Annotated in this window: 16 protein-coding genes and 1 tRNA gene; 8 read left to right on the top strand and 9 right to left on the bottom strand. The window is 65.1% G+C overall.

Annotated features, from left to right (window positions below):
• Positions 1-41 precede the first annotated feature (41 nt).
• From IE101_RS03140 to IE101_RS03155, 4 genes are all read right to left on the bottom strand, one after another.
• Entirely contained in the window at positions 42-632 is a 591-nt protein-coding gene (locus tag IE101_RS03140) for an outer membrane protein (RefSeq protein ID WP_189632323.1), read from the bottom strand.
• Between the two features lie 119 nt (positions 633-751).
• Complete coding sequence (locus tag IE101_RS03145) at positions 752-2,563, bottom strand: ABC-F family ATP-binding cassette domain-containing protein (protein WP_189632324.1); 1,812 nt, start codon at positions 2,561-2,563, stop codon at positions 752-754.
• Between the two features lie 50 nt (positions 2,564-2,613).
• A complete protein-coding gene (locus IE101_RS03150; RefSeq protein WP_189632325.1) occupies positions 2,614-3,351 on the bottom strand; it encodes a GNAT family N-acetyltransferase in 738 nt (245 codons plus the stop codon).
• A gap of 78 nt (positions 3,352-3,429) precedes the next feature.
• Positions 3,430-3,903: an outer membrane protein assembly factor BamE gene (locus tag IE101_RS03155; RefSeq protein WP_189632326.1), complete on the bottom strand. Its 474-nt coding sequence runs from the start codon at positions 3,901-3,903 to the stop codon at positions 3,430-3,432.
• A 193-nt stretch (positions 3,904-4,096) separates the two neighbouring features.
• Between IE101_RS03155 and IE101_RS03160 the strand changes: the two genes are divergently transcribed.
• The 8 genes from IE101_RS03160 to IE101_RS03195 all read left to right on the top strand — a co-directional run bounded on the left by IE101_RS03160 (position 4,097) and on the right by IE101_RS03195 (position 9,810).
• Entirely contained in the window at positions 4,097-4,672 is a 576-nt protein-coding gene (locus IE101_RS03160; RefSeq protein ID WP_189632327.1) for a YceD family protein, read from the top strand.
• A gap of 178 nt (positions 4,673-4,850) precedes the next feature.
• Positions 4,851-5,057 (top strand): 50S ribosomal protein L32, encoded by a 207-nt coding sequence (rpmF, locus tag IE101_RS03165; RefSeq protein WP_189632328.1) that lies wholly within the window; start codon positions 4,851-4,853, stop codon positions 5,055-5,057.
• A gap of 27 nt (positions 5,058-5,084) precedes the next feature.
• The gene (gene plsX, locus IE101_RS03170) at positions 5,085-6,185 is read left to right on the top strand and encodes a phosphate acyltransferase PlsX (RefSeq protein WP_189632329.1); all 1,101 of its coding nucleotides are present in this window, start codon (positions 5,085-5,087) and stop codon (positions 6,183-6,185) included.
• Positions 6,182-7,153, top strand: a complete 972-nt coding sequence (locus IE101_RS03175) for a beta-ketoacyl-ACP synthase III (RefSeq protein ID WP_189632330.1) — start codon at positions 6,182-6,184, stop codon at positions 7,151-7,153. The genes plsX and IE101_RS03175 overlap by 4 nt, the downstream gene beginning before the upstream one ends.
• A 136-nt stretch (positions 7,154-7,289) precedes the next feature.
• A complete protein-coding gene (ihfA, locus tag IE101_RS03180; RefSeq protein WP_189632331.1) occupies positions 7,290-7,592 on the top strand; it encodes an integration host factor subunit alpha in 303 nt (100 codons plus the stop codon).
• A gap of 14 nt (positions 7,593-7,606) precedes the next feature.
• On the top strand, positions 7,607-8,527 hold the full coding sequence (locus IE101_RS19730) for a MerR family transcriptional regulator (protein ID WP_229804002.1): 921 nt from the start codon (positions 7,607-7,609) through the stop codon (positions 8,525-8,527).
• A gap of 63 nt (positions 8,528-8,590) precedes the next feature.
• Positions 8,591-8,668: transfer RNA gene (locus IE101_RS03190), tRNA-Pro, on the top strand.
• A 68-nt stretch (positions 8,669-8,736) separates the two neighbouring features.
• Positions 8,737-9,810, top strand: a complete 1,074-nt coding sequence (locus IE101_RS03195; RefSeq protein ID WP_189632332.1) for a 2'-deoxycytidine 5'-triphosphate deaminase — start codon at positions 8,737-8,739, stop codon at positions 9,808-9,810.
• A gap of 14 nt (positions 9,811-9,824) precedes the next feature.
• Here IE101_RS03195 and scpB read toward each other — a convergent pair whose 3' ends face one another.
• From scpB to argS, 5 genes are read right to left on the bottom strand one after another with little or no spacing between them, the layout of a single operon-like run.
• Positions 9,825-10,460, bottom strand: coding sequence for an SMC-Scp complex subunit ScpB (gene scpB / locus IE101_RS03200; RefSeq protein WP_189632333.1), 636 nt, complete (start codon positions 10,458-10,460; stop codon positions 9,825-9,827).
• The gene (locus tag IE101_RS03205; protein WP_189632334.1) at positions 10,457-11,251 is read right to left on the bottom strand and encodes a segregation and condensation protein A; all 795 of its coding nucleotides are present in this window, start codon (positions 11,249-11,251) and stop codon (positions 10,457-10,459) included. The genes scpB and IE101_RS03205 overlap by 4 nt, the downstream gene beginning before the upstream one ends.
• A complete protein-coding gene (gene nagZ, locus IE101_RS03210; protein ID WP_189632335.1) occupies positions 11,244-12,251 on the bottom strand; it encodes a beta-N-acetylhexosaminidase in 1,008 nt (335 codons plus the stop codon). The genes IE101_RS03205 and nagZ overlap by 8 nt, the downstream gene beginning before the upstream one ends.
• Complete coding sequence (locus tag IE101_RS03215; RefSeq protein WP_229804003.1) at positions 12,248-13,303, bottom strand: SPOR domain-containing protein; 1,056 nt, start codon at positions 13,301-13,303, stop codon at positions 12,248-12,250. The genes nagZ and IE101_RS03215 overlap by 4 nt, the downstream gene beginning before the upstream one ends.
• A gap of 3 nt (positions 13,304-13,306) precedes the next feature.
• Positions 13,307-15,049 carry an arginine--tRNA ligase gene (gene argS, locus IE101_RS03220; RefSeq protein ID WP_189632336.1) on the bottom strand — a complete coding sequence of 581 codons (1,743 nt, stop codon included), beginning with the start codon at positions 15,047-15,049 and terminating at the stop codon, positions 13,307-13,309.
• Positions 15,050-15,069: the final 20 nt, after the last annotated feature.

Here is a 15,069-nt window from a genome sequence, read left to right on the forward strand (position 1 = left end):
AACCGGCCCCAAACGGGGCCGGTGCGCGCAGGTGTCGCGGATCAGAAGCGATAATTCACGCGGACTGCCGCGGTGGTGGCATCGGGGTCCAGCCCGGTCCCGTCAAAATCGCTGAACTTGTGCTGCAGGATTTCGCCACCCACCGTCCAGCTTTCGTTCAGGGCATAGTCCATGCCGATCCCGCCGAAATAGCCGGTGTCGCTATAGGACGTGCCGCCGATATCAGCCTTGGCATAGGCGGCGCCCCCGGTCAGATAAACGAGCGTGCGGCCCATGTCATAGCCCGCTTGCAGTTTCAGACGTGCAATCGAATCAATGGTATCATCGCTGCCGTCAAAGGACACGTCCGAGGCGCTGGCGTCGATTTCAGCGCCCAGCACGGCCGTGCCCAGATCCCAGCGATAGCCGGCTTGCAGACCGCCGATGGCGCCATTGCCATCGGTCCCGACATTCACGTCGGCATAGCCAAGGTGGGCACCCGCATAGGCACCGCCCCAATCTCCCCCGGTCACGACAGTGACGACCGGCGCCGGCTCGATCACCGGTTCGACAACCGCGGTCACAGGACCGCCGGCGAAGGCGGGCGCACCAATTACTACGGCACCGAACAGAGCTGCGGCATAGGTTTTCATCTCGATCTCCTTGAGCTTGCCGAGGCCGACAAGGCAGCCTCGTGGCACCTAGATGTCTGCCTTGCAGAACGCAATCACAAGATGAAATGACGACACAGTGATCACCCGTGATAAGGTGTCTAGCCCCCGGCTTTTTCTTCAAGCACCAGCCATTCCTCTTCCGCGGCGGCCAGGGTGGCCTGGCGTTCCGCCAACATTTCCGAGGCTTTCCGGAACTTTACGGGTTCCTTGGTGAAGAGGTCGGGCGTCTCGAGCAGCTCGCCCAACTTGCCGATCTCGCGCTCCAGTTTCGCGATCACGTCAGGCAGCTCGGCCAGACGTTTCCGTTCGGTAAAGGACAGGCCATCGGCCTTGCGCGGCGCGGCAGCGGCGGGTTTGGGCGCGGCGGATTGGGTCTTGGCTGCGGGGGCTGCCTCGACCGGCGCGGGGCGCTGCGCGAGGTAATCGCTCCATCCCCCGGCATAGACGGTGGCGATGCCGCCCCCTTCCAGCGCGATGGTGGTGGTGGCCACGCGGTCGATGAAATCCCGGTCGTGGCTGACAAGAAGCACCGTTCCGTCATATTCGCCCAGCAGATCCTGCAAGAGGTCGAGCGTTTCGACATCCAGATCGTTGGTCGGTTCGTCGAGGATCAGCAGGTTCGATTCCTGCGCCATCAGCTTGGCCAGCAGAAGCCGCGCCTTTTCGCCCCCCGACAACGATTTGACCGGCGCGCGCGCCTGCAATTCGTTGAAGAGGAAATCCTTGAGATAGGCCACCACATGTTTTGGCGTGCCGCGCACCATGACCTGATCCGAGGCGCCAGAGACCGCCATCAACGGATCGCCCGTCAGGTTTTCCCAAAGGCTTGCCTCGGCATCAAGCTGCGCGCGGGTCTGGTCAAAGACCGCGATCTGCAGATTGGTGCCCAGCGTCACGCTGCCCGCATCGGGGGCTTCCTGCCCGATCAGCATCTTCAGCAGCGTAGTCTTGCCAATGCCGTTCGGCCCGACAAAGGCCACCCGGTCACCCCGCAGGATCCGCAGGTCGAAATCGCGGATGATCGGCTTGTCGCCATAGGCCTTGGACAGGCCCACGGCCTCGATCACCTTTTTCCCCGAAGTCGGGCCGCTGTCGAATTCCAGCGCGGCAGTGCCCTGACGGCGGATCATCGAGGCGCGTTGGGCGCGCAGATCCTGCAACGCCCGCACCCGCCCCATATTGCGCTTGCGCCGGGCGCTGATGCCTTCGACCGCCCATTTCGCCTCGTGCTTGATCTTGCGTTCCAGCTTGTGGCGGGCGTCATCCTCTTCGGCCCAGACGGTTTCGCGCCATTCCTCGAACCCGTCAAAGCCGGATTCGCGGCGGCGCACCTCGCCCCGATCCACCCAGAGCGTGGCGCGCGTCAGGGCGCGCAGGAAAGCACGGTCGTGGCTGATCAGGACAAAGGCGGTGCGGGTGCCCGACAGCTCCTGTTCGAGCCACTGGATCGCCTGAATATCAAGGTGATTCGTCGGTTCGTCCAGAAGCATCAGCTCGGGCGCCTCGGCCATCAGCTTGGCCAGCGCCGCGCGGCGGCGTTCCCCGCCCGAAGCCGAGACGACAGGCGTGTCGGGGCGGAATTTCAGTCCTTCGGCCACCACTTCGACCTTGTAGGACTCTTCGGGCGGCAGGGCGCTGGCGGCGTAATCGCCCAGCGTCTCGAACCCCGACAGGTCCGGGTCCTGCTCCATATAGCCCACGGTCACGCCGGGCGGCACCACACGGGCGCCGGCATCGGCCTCGACCAGACCGGCCATGATCTTCATCAGGGTCGATTTGCCCGATCCGTTGCGCCCCACAAGCGCCACGCGATCACCGGGCTGGACCGTCAGGTCCAGGCCTTCGAACAAGGGATTACCACCAAAGGTGAGCGAGATGCCGGAAAGCTGAAGAAGGGGTGCGCGTGCCATGATGGGGCCGAGGTAGCGATGCAGCCCCCCAAGGTCAAGCGCGGTGGCCCTCAGCCCCCTGCAACAAGGCGCAGCGCCCGCGCCCGCGCCGCGGGAATCGCGCGGATTTCCACCCCGGTAAACACATGCAGCGTGTTCATCGCCAGATCCACCACGGCATGATCCGACACCCAGCCCCCCATCCCCAGATAGGTCCGCAGCAGCGGCGGCATCGCCATCATCCCCCGGCGCGGATCGGGTGTTTCCTGCGCAAGCAGCCGGCCAAAGGGAAAGACCCGCGGCGCCTTCACCTGCGGCCGCCACCGGGCCGGCGCCAGATAGGCCTGGCCCAGCAGGGCAAAGGCCGGATGATGCGGCGCCGCATCTGTGCCGGTAAAGGACGCACAGCCGAACAGAAGGCCCGCCCCGAGAGCGTCGACAAGCCGCGTCATCGCCCCCCAGGCCAGCCGCAAGATATCCGGATCGCGCTGATCGGGGGCCACGCAAAAGCGCCCCATCTCGACCACGGGCCCCTCAAAGCGCGTCAGGCGCGCAAGATCATAGAATTGCGCGGAATAGCTGTTTCCGATCTGCGCGCCGTCAGGCAGCGCGAGCACACGGTAGCAGGCAAGCAGGCGGTCCGACCCATGATCTTCGATCAGAACATGGTCACATTGATCATCGAATGCGTCGTGATCGCGGCCCGGCCCGCCCTTGAAACACAGATGACGCAGGGCCTGCGCCCGATCCACATCCTCGGGCGTTCGGGCCAGACGGGCGCGCAGACGACCTTTTTGCAATGGCTCCATGCCGGTCTCCTGCCGAAAGGGCAACTGCCGCGACGCAGATCACGGCGCTGCAACCGGGATATGACAGCGGACCTTGCGTCAGTCGACGATATCCGTGGCACGCATGCGGCCGAGGTTGCCCATCAACTGGCGGATCAGGCCCATGCCCTTGACGTTCGAATCCGTGACGCGCCGAGACAGGACAACAACCTTGCCGCGTTCCAAGCCGAAGCGTTCGACGTTCGACACCACGCCCTCTTCGGTAAAGGAGACCGCCACGACCTGACGGTCGATCTCTTTCGGGGCACGGGCGCCCTTATGCTCCCACCGGCTGCGGACGTAATACCAGCCGAGGTCATTGAGCAGACCCGCCGCAGACGGCCGGCCAATCTTTTCGGCCACGCTCTCGCGCGTGTCCTTGCCCACCTCGATCGTGGCCAGTTCGACCTCTTCGGGCACATAGCCGTGATCACGGTAGATCGCCGCACAGGCCGCAAGCCCGAAGGCCAAAAGGCACCCTGCGATCACGGTCAGAATCTGCCGCCCCCGCCGCGCCGAACGTCCAGCCGCCATGATCTCTCCCGTTTCCGGCCGGGGCGGGCCTTGCCATCGCGGCAAGCGGACCCTATCCCGGTAAGCTGATGCAGCCCTGTCCCGCCGTGATGGCGGGGGGCACAGGCTCCGGCTTACAGAAGGTCGGGCCACTGTTCAAGAAAGGAACGCAGAGGCGCGGAAAACCGCCACTCTGTCAAAGGAGATCAAAGCCATGACCAGCGAACCGATGCCGCCCGCCGCCGCACTGAGCCATCCGCTGCGGGTGGCCGCCCTTGCCGCGCGCAAACCCACGCGCTTCGACCTGAAACCCGATGACGCGACGCGCGCAGCCCTTGCGGCCGAGCTTGAAATCACCGCGGTGCATGAGCTGCGCTTCAAGGGTGAATTGCAGCCGCGCGGGCGCAGCGACTGGGATCTGAGCGGCCAGCTGACCGCGAAGGTGGAACAGCCCTGCTCGGTCACGCTGGCGCCGGTGATCACCGAAATCTCGGAACCCGTGCGCCGCCGCTACCTGGCCGAAATGCCGGAACCCGAGGGGGATGAGGTCGAGGCGCCCGAGGATGACACCCAGGAAGCCCTGCCCGATGTGATCGATCCCGGCATCGTCGCCACCGAGGCGCTGGCGCTTGCCCTGCCCATGTATCCCCGCGCCGATGATGCGGCCCTCGGCGAGGCGGTTTTTGCCGCGCCCGGCGTTGCGCCGTTGAAAGATGAGGATCTTCGTCCCTTTGCCGGTCTGGCAAGCCTTGCACAAAAGCTCGGAACCGGGCAGAAGGACGACCACTGAGATCCCGCGGGACTCGGGCCGGAAGGTCAGGCGCAGAAAAGACTTGCACCTGACCAGAATCCGGCTATGTTCCGCGCCTCGCAAACACTGTGGAAACAGGGCCGCCCCTCAAGGTGGAACACGCTGTTTCTCTTAGGAAAATCAGGGGCTTGTCCCCTCACTAACCCGAGGTTGAGACATGGCTGTCCCTCAGAACCGAGTCACCCGTTCGCGCCGCAATATGCGTCGTTCGCATGACGCCCTTGTTGCCGGTAACCCGGCTGAATGCCCGAACTGTGGCGAGCTGAAGCGCCCGCACCACGTTTGCGGCGCCTGCGGCCACTACGACTCGCGTGAAGTCGTGGCGCTGACCAAAGAAGTCGACGTGGACGAGGACGCGGCGTAAGCCGCTTCCCCGCCCTGACGCCGACCGATGTCGAACGGAACGAAACTTCCGGAGCAGGGCGCAGCGCGCACCGTCATCTCTTTGGATGCAATGGGCGGGGATCGAGGACCGGCAGCGGTTGTTGCCGGTCTTGTTGATTCTGCCCAAGCCGATTCTGCGCTCCACTTCATCCTTCATGGCGACGAGGGCATCCTTCGTCCGCTGCTGGCCCGGCATCCGATGATCGCGGACCGGGTTGAAATCCGTCATGCGCCGCGCACCGTCACGATGCATGACAAGCCCAGCCAGGTCATGCGCCATGGCGAGGGCACCTCGATGTGGTCCACCATCGACTGCGTGAAACAAGGCGAGGCGCGCGTTGCCGTCAGCTGCGGCAATACCGGCGCGCTGATGGCCGTCAGTATGATCCGCCTGCGGAAACTGCCCGGCGTCAACCGCCCTGCAATTGCCTGCCTCTGGCCATCACGCAATCCGGGCGGGTTCAACGTCATGCTGGACGTGGGCGCCGATATCAAGGCCGAGGCCGAGGACCTGGTGCAATACGCCACCATGGGCGCGGCCTATGCCCGCAATGGCATGAACCTCAAGCGTCCCCGCGTGGGCCTGCTGAACGTGGGCACCGAAGAACACAAGGGCCGGGCCGAGCTGAAGGTCGCGCATGACCATATGATGGCCGCGCAAGAGGCTGCGGGCTTTGACTTCGTGGGGTTTGTCGAAGGCGGGGATATCCCCTCGGATCGCGTCGATGTGATCGTGACCGACGGCTTCACGGGGAATATCGCGCTCAAGACCGGGGAAGGCACAGCCAAGCTGATCTCGGATCTGCTGAAAGAGGCCTTCGGGGCGGGACTTCTGTCGAAATTCGCAGCCCTTCTTGCGCTCAATTCACTGAAACGCCTGCAAAAGCGGATTGATCCGCGCCGGGTGAACGGCGGGGTCTTCCTCGGCCTGAACGGCACGGTGGTGAAAAGCCACGGTTCGGCCGATTCGACCGGGGTCGCCGCCGCCATCCGCCTTGCGGCCCAACTCGCGCGGTCGGGGTTCAACGACCGGCTTGCCGCACGGCTTGCATCGGCGGTCGCGGCGGGGCAGGATGCTGCCGTGCAGGAAAACGGGCAAGAAAAATGACAATACGCGCCGTCGTCAAGGGTGTGGGGCATTACCTGCCCGAACGGATCGTCCCCAATTCGGAATTCGAACAGACGATCGAAACCTCGGATGAATGGATTCGCACCCGTTCGGGGATCGAACGGCGGCATTTCGTGGCCGAGGGACAGACCACCTCGGATCTGGCGACCCGTGCGGCAGAGGCCGCGCTGGCCCATGCCGGCCTGACGGCGGATGACATTGATGCCATCGTGCTTGCCACCTCGACCGCCGATCTGACCTTCCCTTCCGCCGCAACCATGGTGCAGGCGCGACTCGGCATGACACGGGGCTTTGCTTTTGACGTGCAGGCGGTCTGTGCGGGGTTTGTCTTTGCGCTGTCGAATGCCAATGCGCTGATCGTATCGGGCCAGGCGAAGCGGGTTCTGGTGATCGGGGCGGAAACCTTCTCGCGTCTGATGGACTGGACGGATCGCGGGACTTGCGTGCTGTTCGGCGATGGCGCAGGGGCGGTGATCCTCGAAGGTGAAACCGGCAGCGGCACGACCGATGACCGGGGCATTCTGGCGACGGACCTGCATTCGGACGGGCGCCACAAGGACATCCTCTATGTCGATGGCGGTGTCTCGACGGGAACGACGGGCCATCTGCGGATGCAGGGGAAAGAGGTTTTCCGCCACGCTGTCGAGAAGCTTGCCGAAACCGCCCATGCCGCACTGGACAAGGTTGGCCTGTCGGGCGCCGATGTTGATTGGATCGTGCCACATCAGGCCAATATCCGCATCATCGAAGGCACCGCCAAGCGGATGCAGGTGCCGATGGACCGCGTCGTCGTGACGGTGCAGGACCATGGCAATACCTCGGCCGCGTCGATCCCGCTGGCGCTTTCGGTCGGCGTGCAGCGCGGTCAAATCAAGCCGGGCGATCTGGTGGTGACCGAGGCCATCGGTGGCGGCCTTGCCTGGGGCGCGGTCGTCCTGCGCTGGTAACAGATCCCGTTTTTGGGCAGATGCCGCCCCCGCGTCCGGACTGGCCGCGGGGCGGTCTTTAACATCACCGCGCAAGTGGTTGATATTGACTCGAAAACCCATTGCCCCCAATCTAATGAAAACCCCGGGGGGAATGATGAGCGAAAAGACCCTGACGCGCATGGACCTGAGCGAGGCGGTTTTCCGCGAGGTTGGCCTGTCGCGCAACGAATCTGCCGATTTGGTCGAGGCCGTGCTGCTGCATGTCTCGGACGCGCTGGTCGCGGGCGAGACGGTGAAGATTTCATCTTTCGGCACCTTCTCGGTTCGGGACAAATCTGCCCGGGTCGGTCGCAACCCGAAAACCGGCGATGAAGTGCCGATCAGCCCGCGCCGCGTGCTGACCTTCCGCCCCTCGCACCTCATGAAAGAGCGCGTGGCCAACGGCAAGAAACGCTGAGCGGACCACCGCCCATGGACAAATCGCCCGAAGCCTTCCGCACGATCAGCGAGGTCGCTGACCTGCTGGAGACCCCGGCGCATGTCCTGCGGTTCTGGGAAAGCCGGTTTCCGCAGATCAAACCGGTCAAACGGGCGGGCGGGCGGCGCTATTATCGCCCCAGCGATGTTGCGCTGCTGGCGGGCATCCGCAAGCTTTTGCACGATGAAGGGATGACCATCCGCGGCGTCCAGAAAATCCTGCGGGACCACGGGGTTCGATATGTCGCCGCACTCAGCGGGTCTGCGCCGGATGAGGCGTTGCATGACATTGTGGATGCAGCCGAGGGGTTTGAAGAAACGATGCCCTTCGAGGATGTGGCCGCGCCCGTCCCGGTCAGCAATGTGGTCACGTTGACGGAGTGGATTCCGTCGACAGACCGCCCGGCGGTCGAGGCGCCGCCGGTTCCGGCGGAGACAGGGGCGCCGCCTCGTCAACGGTCCTTCTTTGATGATGACGGCCCTACCCCGCTTCCCGCTGATGCCGCCCCCGAGGTGATCGAATCAGACCCGGCTACGCCAGCCTTCCTCACCGCCGCCGAAGGAGCCGACGCACCGGCTTTGGCACAGCCAAGCGTTGCTGAGGCTGAGGCTGAGGCTGAGGCTGAGGCTGAGGCTGAGGCTGAGGCTGAGGCTGAGGCTGAGGCTGAGGCTGAGGCTGAGGCTGAGGCTGAGGCTGAGGCTGAGGCTGAGGAAACCAATCCTGCCTCCACACCCGCGTCAAGCCTGCCGGTCGAATCGCCCCTGCCCGCTGAACGCCCCTGGGTGCCCCATCTCTTGCGCGCCCTGACCGCCGAAGACCGCGCCAGTCGCGCTGCTGCGCTGCGGCCGTTCCTGCCGCGCGCGCAGGCTTTGCTGGATGCCCGCGGGCCCGCGCAGCCGCCGCGGCGCGGATAATTTCGGAAACTGCGTTTTGTCGCTTGCCCCCGCCGGAATTATCGTTATGTATCCGCGCAGTGTCGGGCCGTGGCGCAGCCTGGTTAGCGCGTCCGTCTGGGGGGCGGAAGGTCGTGAGTTCGAATCTCACCGGCCCGACCATCGAAAAAACTCCGCACTTGGAAACAAGTTGCGGAGTTTTTCATATCAGCCAACAGGAGCCTGATTGCATGACCGGAGTTCTGCCTGCACAGGCCCTGCGCCAGCTGATCGACCAGGGCGTGATTTGCGCCGATCCGGCCATCACCGAAGGGCAGATCCAACCGGCCAGCCTCGATCTCCGGTTGGGGACTGTGGCCTACCGCGTGCGCGCCTCGTTCTTGGCCGGGCAAGGCCGCAGCGTGGCCGAGCGGATTTCCGAGTTTGAGATGCACCGCGTCGACCTGACCGCGGGCGCCGTACTGGAAAAGGGCTGTGTCTATCTCATTCCGCTGATGGAACGACTGGCCCTGCCCAAAGGCGTGACGGCGGTGGCCAATGCCAAAAGCTCGACCGGGCGGCTGGATCTCCTCACACGGACCATCACCGACGGCGGGGTCGAATTCGACCGCATTCCAGAAGGCTATCACGGCCCGCTTTATGCCGAAGTCTGCCCGCGCAGCTTTTCGGTGCTGGCGCGCAGTGGGCAACGCCTGAACCAGATCCGCTTCCGTCAGGGGCAGGCCGTGCTGTCCGATGCCGATCTGGCCGCGCTGCACGCGCGGGAGCGGCTTGTCGACGGGCCAGCGGTGATTTCCGAGGGCCTGGGCTTTTCCGTCGATCTTCAGCCGGCCGAGGGCGATCTGGTGGGCTATCGGGCCAAGCCGCATACCGGGGTGATCGATCTGGACCGCATCGGCCATTACCCCGCCGCCGAATTCTGGGAAGAAATCCGCACCCGCGACGGGCGCATCATCCTCGACCCCGGCGCCTTCTACATTTTGGTCAGCCGCGAGGCCGTGACCATCCCCCCCGATTACGCCGCCGAAATGGCCCCCTATCTGGCGATGGTGGGGGAATTCCGCGTGCATTATGCGGGCTTCTTCGACCCCGGCTTTGGTCATTCCGAGGCGGGCGGCGCAGGGTCGCGCGGGGTGCTCGAGGTGCGCTGCCACGAGGCGCCCTTCGTCCTGGAACATGGGCAGGTCGTGGGGCGGCTGGTCTATGAACGCATGTCGGCCCGGCCCGAGACTCTTTACGGCGCGGGGATCGCCTCCAACTATCAGGGTCAGGGGCTGAAGCTCGCCAAGCATTTCCGCGGCTGATCCCGGCGCGGGGATCAGTCCTCGAACAGCTCGGTCTGGCCGCTGAGGTCTTCCTCCTCGTCCTCGGGGCGCTGCATCGACCCTGGCAGCGGGCGATTGTCCAAAAGCCCCGCGGCCCGCAGATCCTTGAGCCCCGGCAAATCCCGCGCTGATTCGAGCCCGAAGTGATCGAGAAAGGTTTCCGTCACCACGAAGGTGACAGGGCGGCCCGGCGTCATGCGGCGGCGGCCGAAGCGGATCCATTCCATTTCCAGCAGCTGGTCGATGGTGCCACGCGATACGGCAACACCGCGGATCTCTTCGATCTCGGCGCGGGTAACGGGCTGGTGATAGGCGATGATCGCCAGCGTCTCGATGGCGGCGCGGCTCAGCTTGCGCTGTTCGACCACCTCTTTCTGCATCAGATGGCCCAGATCGGGCGCGGTGCGAAAGGCCCAGGCATCGCCCACCCGCACCAGACGCACGCCCCGCCCCTCATACCGACGGCGCAGATAGGCCAGCGCCTCGGCCGGGTCGCAACCATGCGGCATGCGCCGTTTCAGATCCGCCACGGTGACCGGTTCGGTCGCGGCAAAAAGGATCGCCTCGACCATGCGTTCCTGTTCGGCGATCGGGGGGGCGTCAAAGAGACTGCGTTCCTGATCGGTCATTCACTTTCCTTCCGGCGAATCTCGATCGGCGCAAAGGTGTCACCCTGCCGCAGCTCGATCTGCCCGCGCTTGGCCATCTCCAGCACCGCCGCGAAATGCGCCGCCACCGAAGACCGCCGCCGCATGGGATTGCTGTCCCACCCTTCGGGCAGCCAGCTTTCCAGATCGGACCAGCTGGCGGCATAGCCGATCAGGCCGCGCAGCCGTTCAAGCGCCTGTTCCATCGTGAACACATGGTCACGATCCATCACGAAGGGGCGGAATTCGTCCTTGGTCCGCAGGCGCGCATAGGCGCGCATCAGATCGATCAGGCTGGCGGTGTAGCGCACGGTCCGTGCGCGCGTGACCTCTTCGGGGTGGCCGCGCACAAAGAAATCGCGGCCGCGCTGATCGCGGGCCATCAGGCGGGCCGCGGCCTCACGCATGGCCTGCAGGCGTTCGAGCTGAAAGGCAAGGTGCGCGGCCAGATCCTCGGCCGAGGGACCTTCCTCGCTGGGGTCGGGCGGCAGCAGCAGGCGTGATTTCAGATACGCAAGCCAGGCTGCCATCACCAGATAGTCGGCAGCAAGCTCGATCCGCAAGGCCTTGGCCTTGTTGACAAAGCCAAGATATTGCTCGGCCAGTTGCAGAACGGAAATGCGGCGCAGGTCCACCTTCTGCGTGCGCGACAGCGACAAGAGAAGGTCAAGCGGGCCTTCATAGCCATCGACATCGACGATCAGCGCCTCGGCGGCGAGGCGTTCGCTGACGCTCTGATCCTGCTGCTCGGCGACCCAGTCCCGGTCAGACATGCCCCGCCCCGAGCAAGCCATCATGCTCGGCCCGCAGCGCGGCCAGATCTGCCTCTTCCGGGGTGCGGCGCGCCGAAAGGGCCGCCTGCGCGCGGGCCAGCGTGTCAGGCCCCATGGCACCGGCCGCGGCAGCGACCGCCTGCATTTCCGCCACGCTGCCCTTGCAGTAAAGCGCAAGATCACAGCCCGCAGCCATCGCGCGGGCGGCGCGTTCGGGGGCGGTTCCGGTCAGCGCCTCCATGTTCAGGTCATCGGTCATGATCAGGCCGTGATAGCCGATCTGATCCCGCATGACCTGCATCATCACCGGCGAACAGGTCGCGGGCCGGTCGTCATAGGCGGAAAAGACGATATGGGCTGTCATGGCCAGCGGCACATCCGCCAGCGCGCGGAAGGCCGCAAAATCAACGGCCTCCAGCGTGTCACGGTTGTCGGTCACAGTGGGAAGATGCAGATGGGTATCGGCATTGGCGCGACCATGGCCGGGCATATGCTTGATCACCGGCAAGACGCCCCCCGCCAGATGCCCCTCTGCCGTGGCGCGGCCCATGGCGACCACGGTCGCCAGATCATCGCCATAGCAGCGGTTTTTCAGGAAGGGATGTGTCACCTCGGTCGCGATATCAAGGCACGGGGCGCAGTTGCCGTCGATGCCCACGGCGCGCAGTTCTGCCGCGATCAGCCGGGCGCGCAGCCACATCATCCGCGCGGCACCCGCGCCGGCCATCTGGACGGCATCGCGCGGGGGCAGCCATTCGGCCCAATGGGGGGCGCGCAGGCGCTGTACGCGGCCGCCTTCCTGATCGATGAAGACCGGCGCGTCGCGCCCCACGGCCTCGCGCAGCGCGGCGGTCAGGCGCCGCAGTTGATCAGGCGTTTCGACATTACGCGCGAACAGGATAAAGCCGAACGGATCGGCATCGCGGAAAAACGCGGCCTCATCGCGCGACAGGACGGTGCCTTCGCAGCCGAAGATCGCGGCGCCGGTTCCGACGGTCATCGCAGGGTCACGGGAATGCACTCGGCCCCCTCGGCGGTGATGGCGGCGCAGAAACGGCGGGCGTCGGCCTCATCGCTGAAGCCCTGCGCCCGCAGGCGATAGAAGGTCCGCCCCCCGCTTTCGGCAGATTGGATCACCCGGCCCTTGTCGGCGAACAGCTCACCATAGCGGCCAACGATCTTGTCCCATTCGGTGCGGGCCTGATCGGCACTGTCATAGGCGCCAAACTGCACCAGACGGGTGCCCGACGGCAGGGTCGAGGCATCGATCTCCTTGGTCGCAGCCGCGATGGCAGTGGCAATGGCATCGGGGCTGGGTGCCGGGGGGGCGATGGTCGCAGGGCGTGGCATCGGGCGCAGCGATGCCCCGACCCCGCCCGGAACGACCGGCGGCGGGGTGAATTCTGGCGCCGCGGCGGCATCAGGCACCGTCACCGGTTCGGCCAGAACCAGCGCCTCACCTTCCGCCGGGGGGTCTGCCTCGGCCAACGGAGCCACCGAGGTCAAAGGGTCCATCTGGCCTGCGTCCTCGGCCGAGGGGGTGGCCAAAAGCGGCTGTACCGGCGGCTGCGCCGCAGGTGCCACGGGCGCCACAAGTTCGGGGGGCGGTTCGGGGGCAAGGCCCGCAACATCCTCATCGCTCAGATCAAGCGGCCGGGGCGCAAGGACGATCTCTTCGGGCAAGGGGGTGGCAACGCCCACAGCCGCAACATCATTGACCGACAGGCCCTGATGCGCCGTGACCGTACCACCCGGATTTTCGGGGGCGACGCGCATGGGCCCTTCCATCGCCTTGATGACCGGAATGCCCATGACATCCCGCACAGCGATGCGATAGCCCCAGACGCCCGCCCCAAGCAGCATCGCCACCGAGACAAGCGCCCCCGCCACATTCACCCATTTCCGGCTGTGCGGCGCAGGTGCTGCGCCATAAACCGGATCATAGCCATGGGTGTGAGGATCGTAATCCACCTCTGCCATGTCCTGCTGCCCCAAGGTATCGGGGGTATGATACCCCGCCCGGTTTGCCTGTATCTCCCGGCGGGGCACCATGGTTCAGCGCATTTCCTCGACCGGGGTCACACCCAAGATAGCAAGGCCCGCGCAAATCACAACGGCCACGGCCCGTGCGAGGGCGATTTTCGCCTGCGTGACGCCCACGTCCTCTTGCACGAAGCGCAGCGAGGGTTCGTCATTGCCACGGTTCCAGAAGCCGTGCAGGTCAGAGGCCAGCTCGTACAGGTAGAAGGCCACGCGATGGGGTTCGTTCCCCTTGGCGGCGATATCCACCAGACGCGGCCATTCGGCGATCTTGCCCATCAGCGCCAGTTCGGCAGGATGCGACAGAAGCGACAGGTCGGCGCCCGCAAGGGTGGCATCATCCACCGCAACGCCCGCCTCGCGCGCCTTGCGCAGCACCGAATTGATGCGGGCATTGGCATATTGCACGTAGAAGACCGGGTTGTCCTTCGACTGCTCCAACACCTTGTCGAAGTCGAAATCCAGCGCCATGTCGTTCTTGCGGGTCAGCATGACAAAGCGCGTCACATCGGCGCCCACCATCTCGACCACGTCGCGCAGCGTGACAAAGGTGCCCGCGCGTTTGGACATCTTGAAGGGTTCGCCGTTCTTGAACAGCTTCACCAGCTGGATCAGCTTGATGTCCAGCGGTACCTTGCCATTCGAGAGCGCGGAGACCGCCGCCTTCATGCGCTTGACATAGCCGCCATGGTCGGCGCCGAAAATGTCGATCAGCTGATCAAAGCCACGGCGGACCTTGTTGTGGTGATAGGCGATATCGGGGGCGAAATAGGTCCAGCTGCCATCCGACTTCTTGACGGGGCGGTCCACGTCATCGCCATGCGCGGTCGAGCGGAACAGGGTCTGTTCGCGGGGTTCCCAATCCTCGGGCGTCTTGCCCTTCGGGGGTTCCAGCACGCCTTCGTAGATCAGGCCCATGCCGCGCAGGGTTTCAATCGCGGCCTCGATCTCGCCGGTGCCGTAAAGCGCCTTCTCGCTGGAATAGACATCCATGCGAACGCCAAGCGCGGCCAGATCCTCGCGGATCATCTGCATCATCATGCCAGTGGCAAAGTCGCGCACCTCGACCAGCCATTCGGATTCCGGCTTGTTCAGCAGGCTGTCGCCGTATTTTTCCTTCAGCGCCTCGCCCGCCGGGATGAGGTAATCCCCCGGGTAAAGCCCTTCGCGGATCTCGGGCTCAAGACCATGGGCCTCGCGGTAGCGTTCATAGGCCGACCGCGCCAGCACATCGACCTGCGCCCCGCCATCGTTGATGTAATATTCGCGCGTCACGTTCCAGCCCGCAAAGGCGAGCAGGTTCGACAGCGCATCCCCCACCACGGCGCCGCGCACATGGCCCACATGCATCGGACCGGTCGGGTTGGCCGAGACGAATTCGACATTGACCTTTTGCCCCTGCCCGATGTCCGAGCGGCCGTAGTCGGTGCCGGTTTCCAGCACGGTCTTCACAAGGCTCTGCCAGACGGCGGGTTTCAGACGCAGGTTCAGAAAGCCCGGGCCTGCAACCTCGGCCAGCGCGATGCGGGGATCGGCGGCCAGACGGGCGGCCAGCGCCTCGGCGATGGCGCGGGGCGGTTGTCCTGCGGGCTTGGCCAGCACCATTGCGGCATTGGTGGCCATGTCGCCATGCGCCGGATCACGCGGCGGCTCGACCGCGACGGCGGCGAAATCCAGACCGGCGGGCAGCAGGCCCGCTTCGGTCATTGCGCCCAGTTCGGCGATCACGAGGCTGCGCAGTTCGGTGAACAGGTTCATCTCTCACGTCCTTCCATTCC

The sequence above is a fragment of the Gemmobacter lanyuensis genome (assembly GCF_014652355.1).
Taxonomy (GTDB): Bacteria; Pseudomonadota; Alphaproteobacteria; order Rhodobacterales; family Rhodobacteraceae; genus Gemmobacter; species Gemmobacter lanyuensis.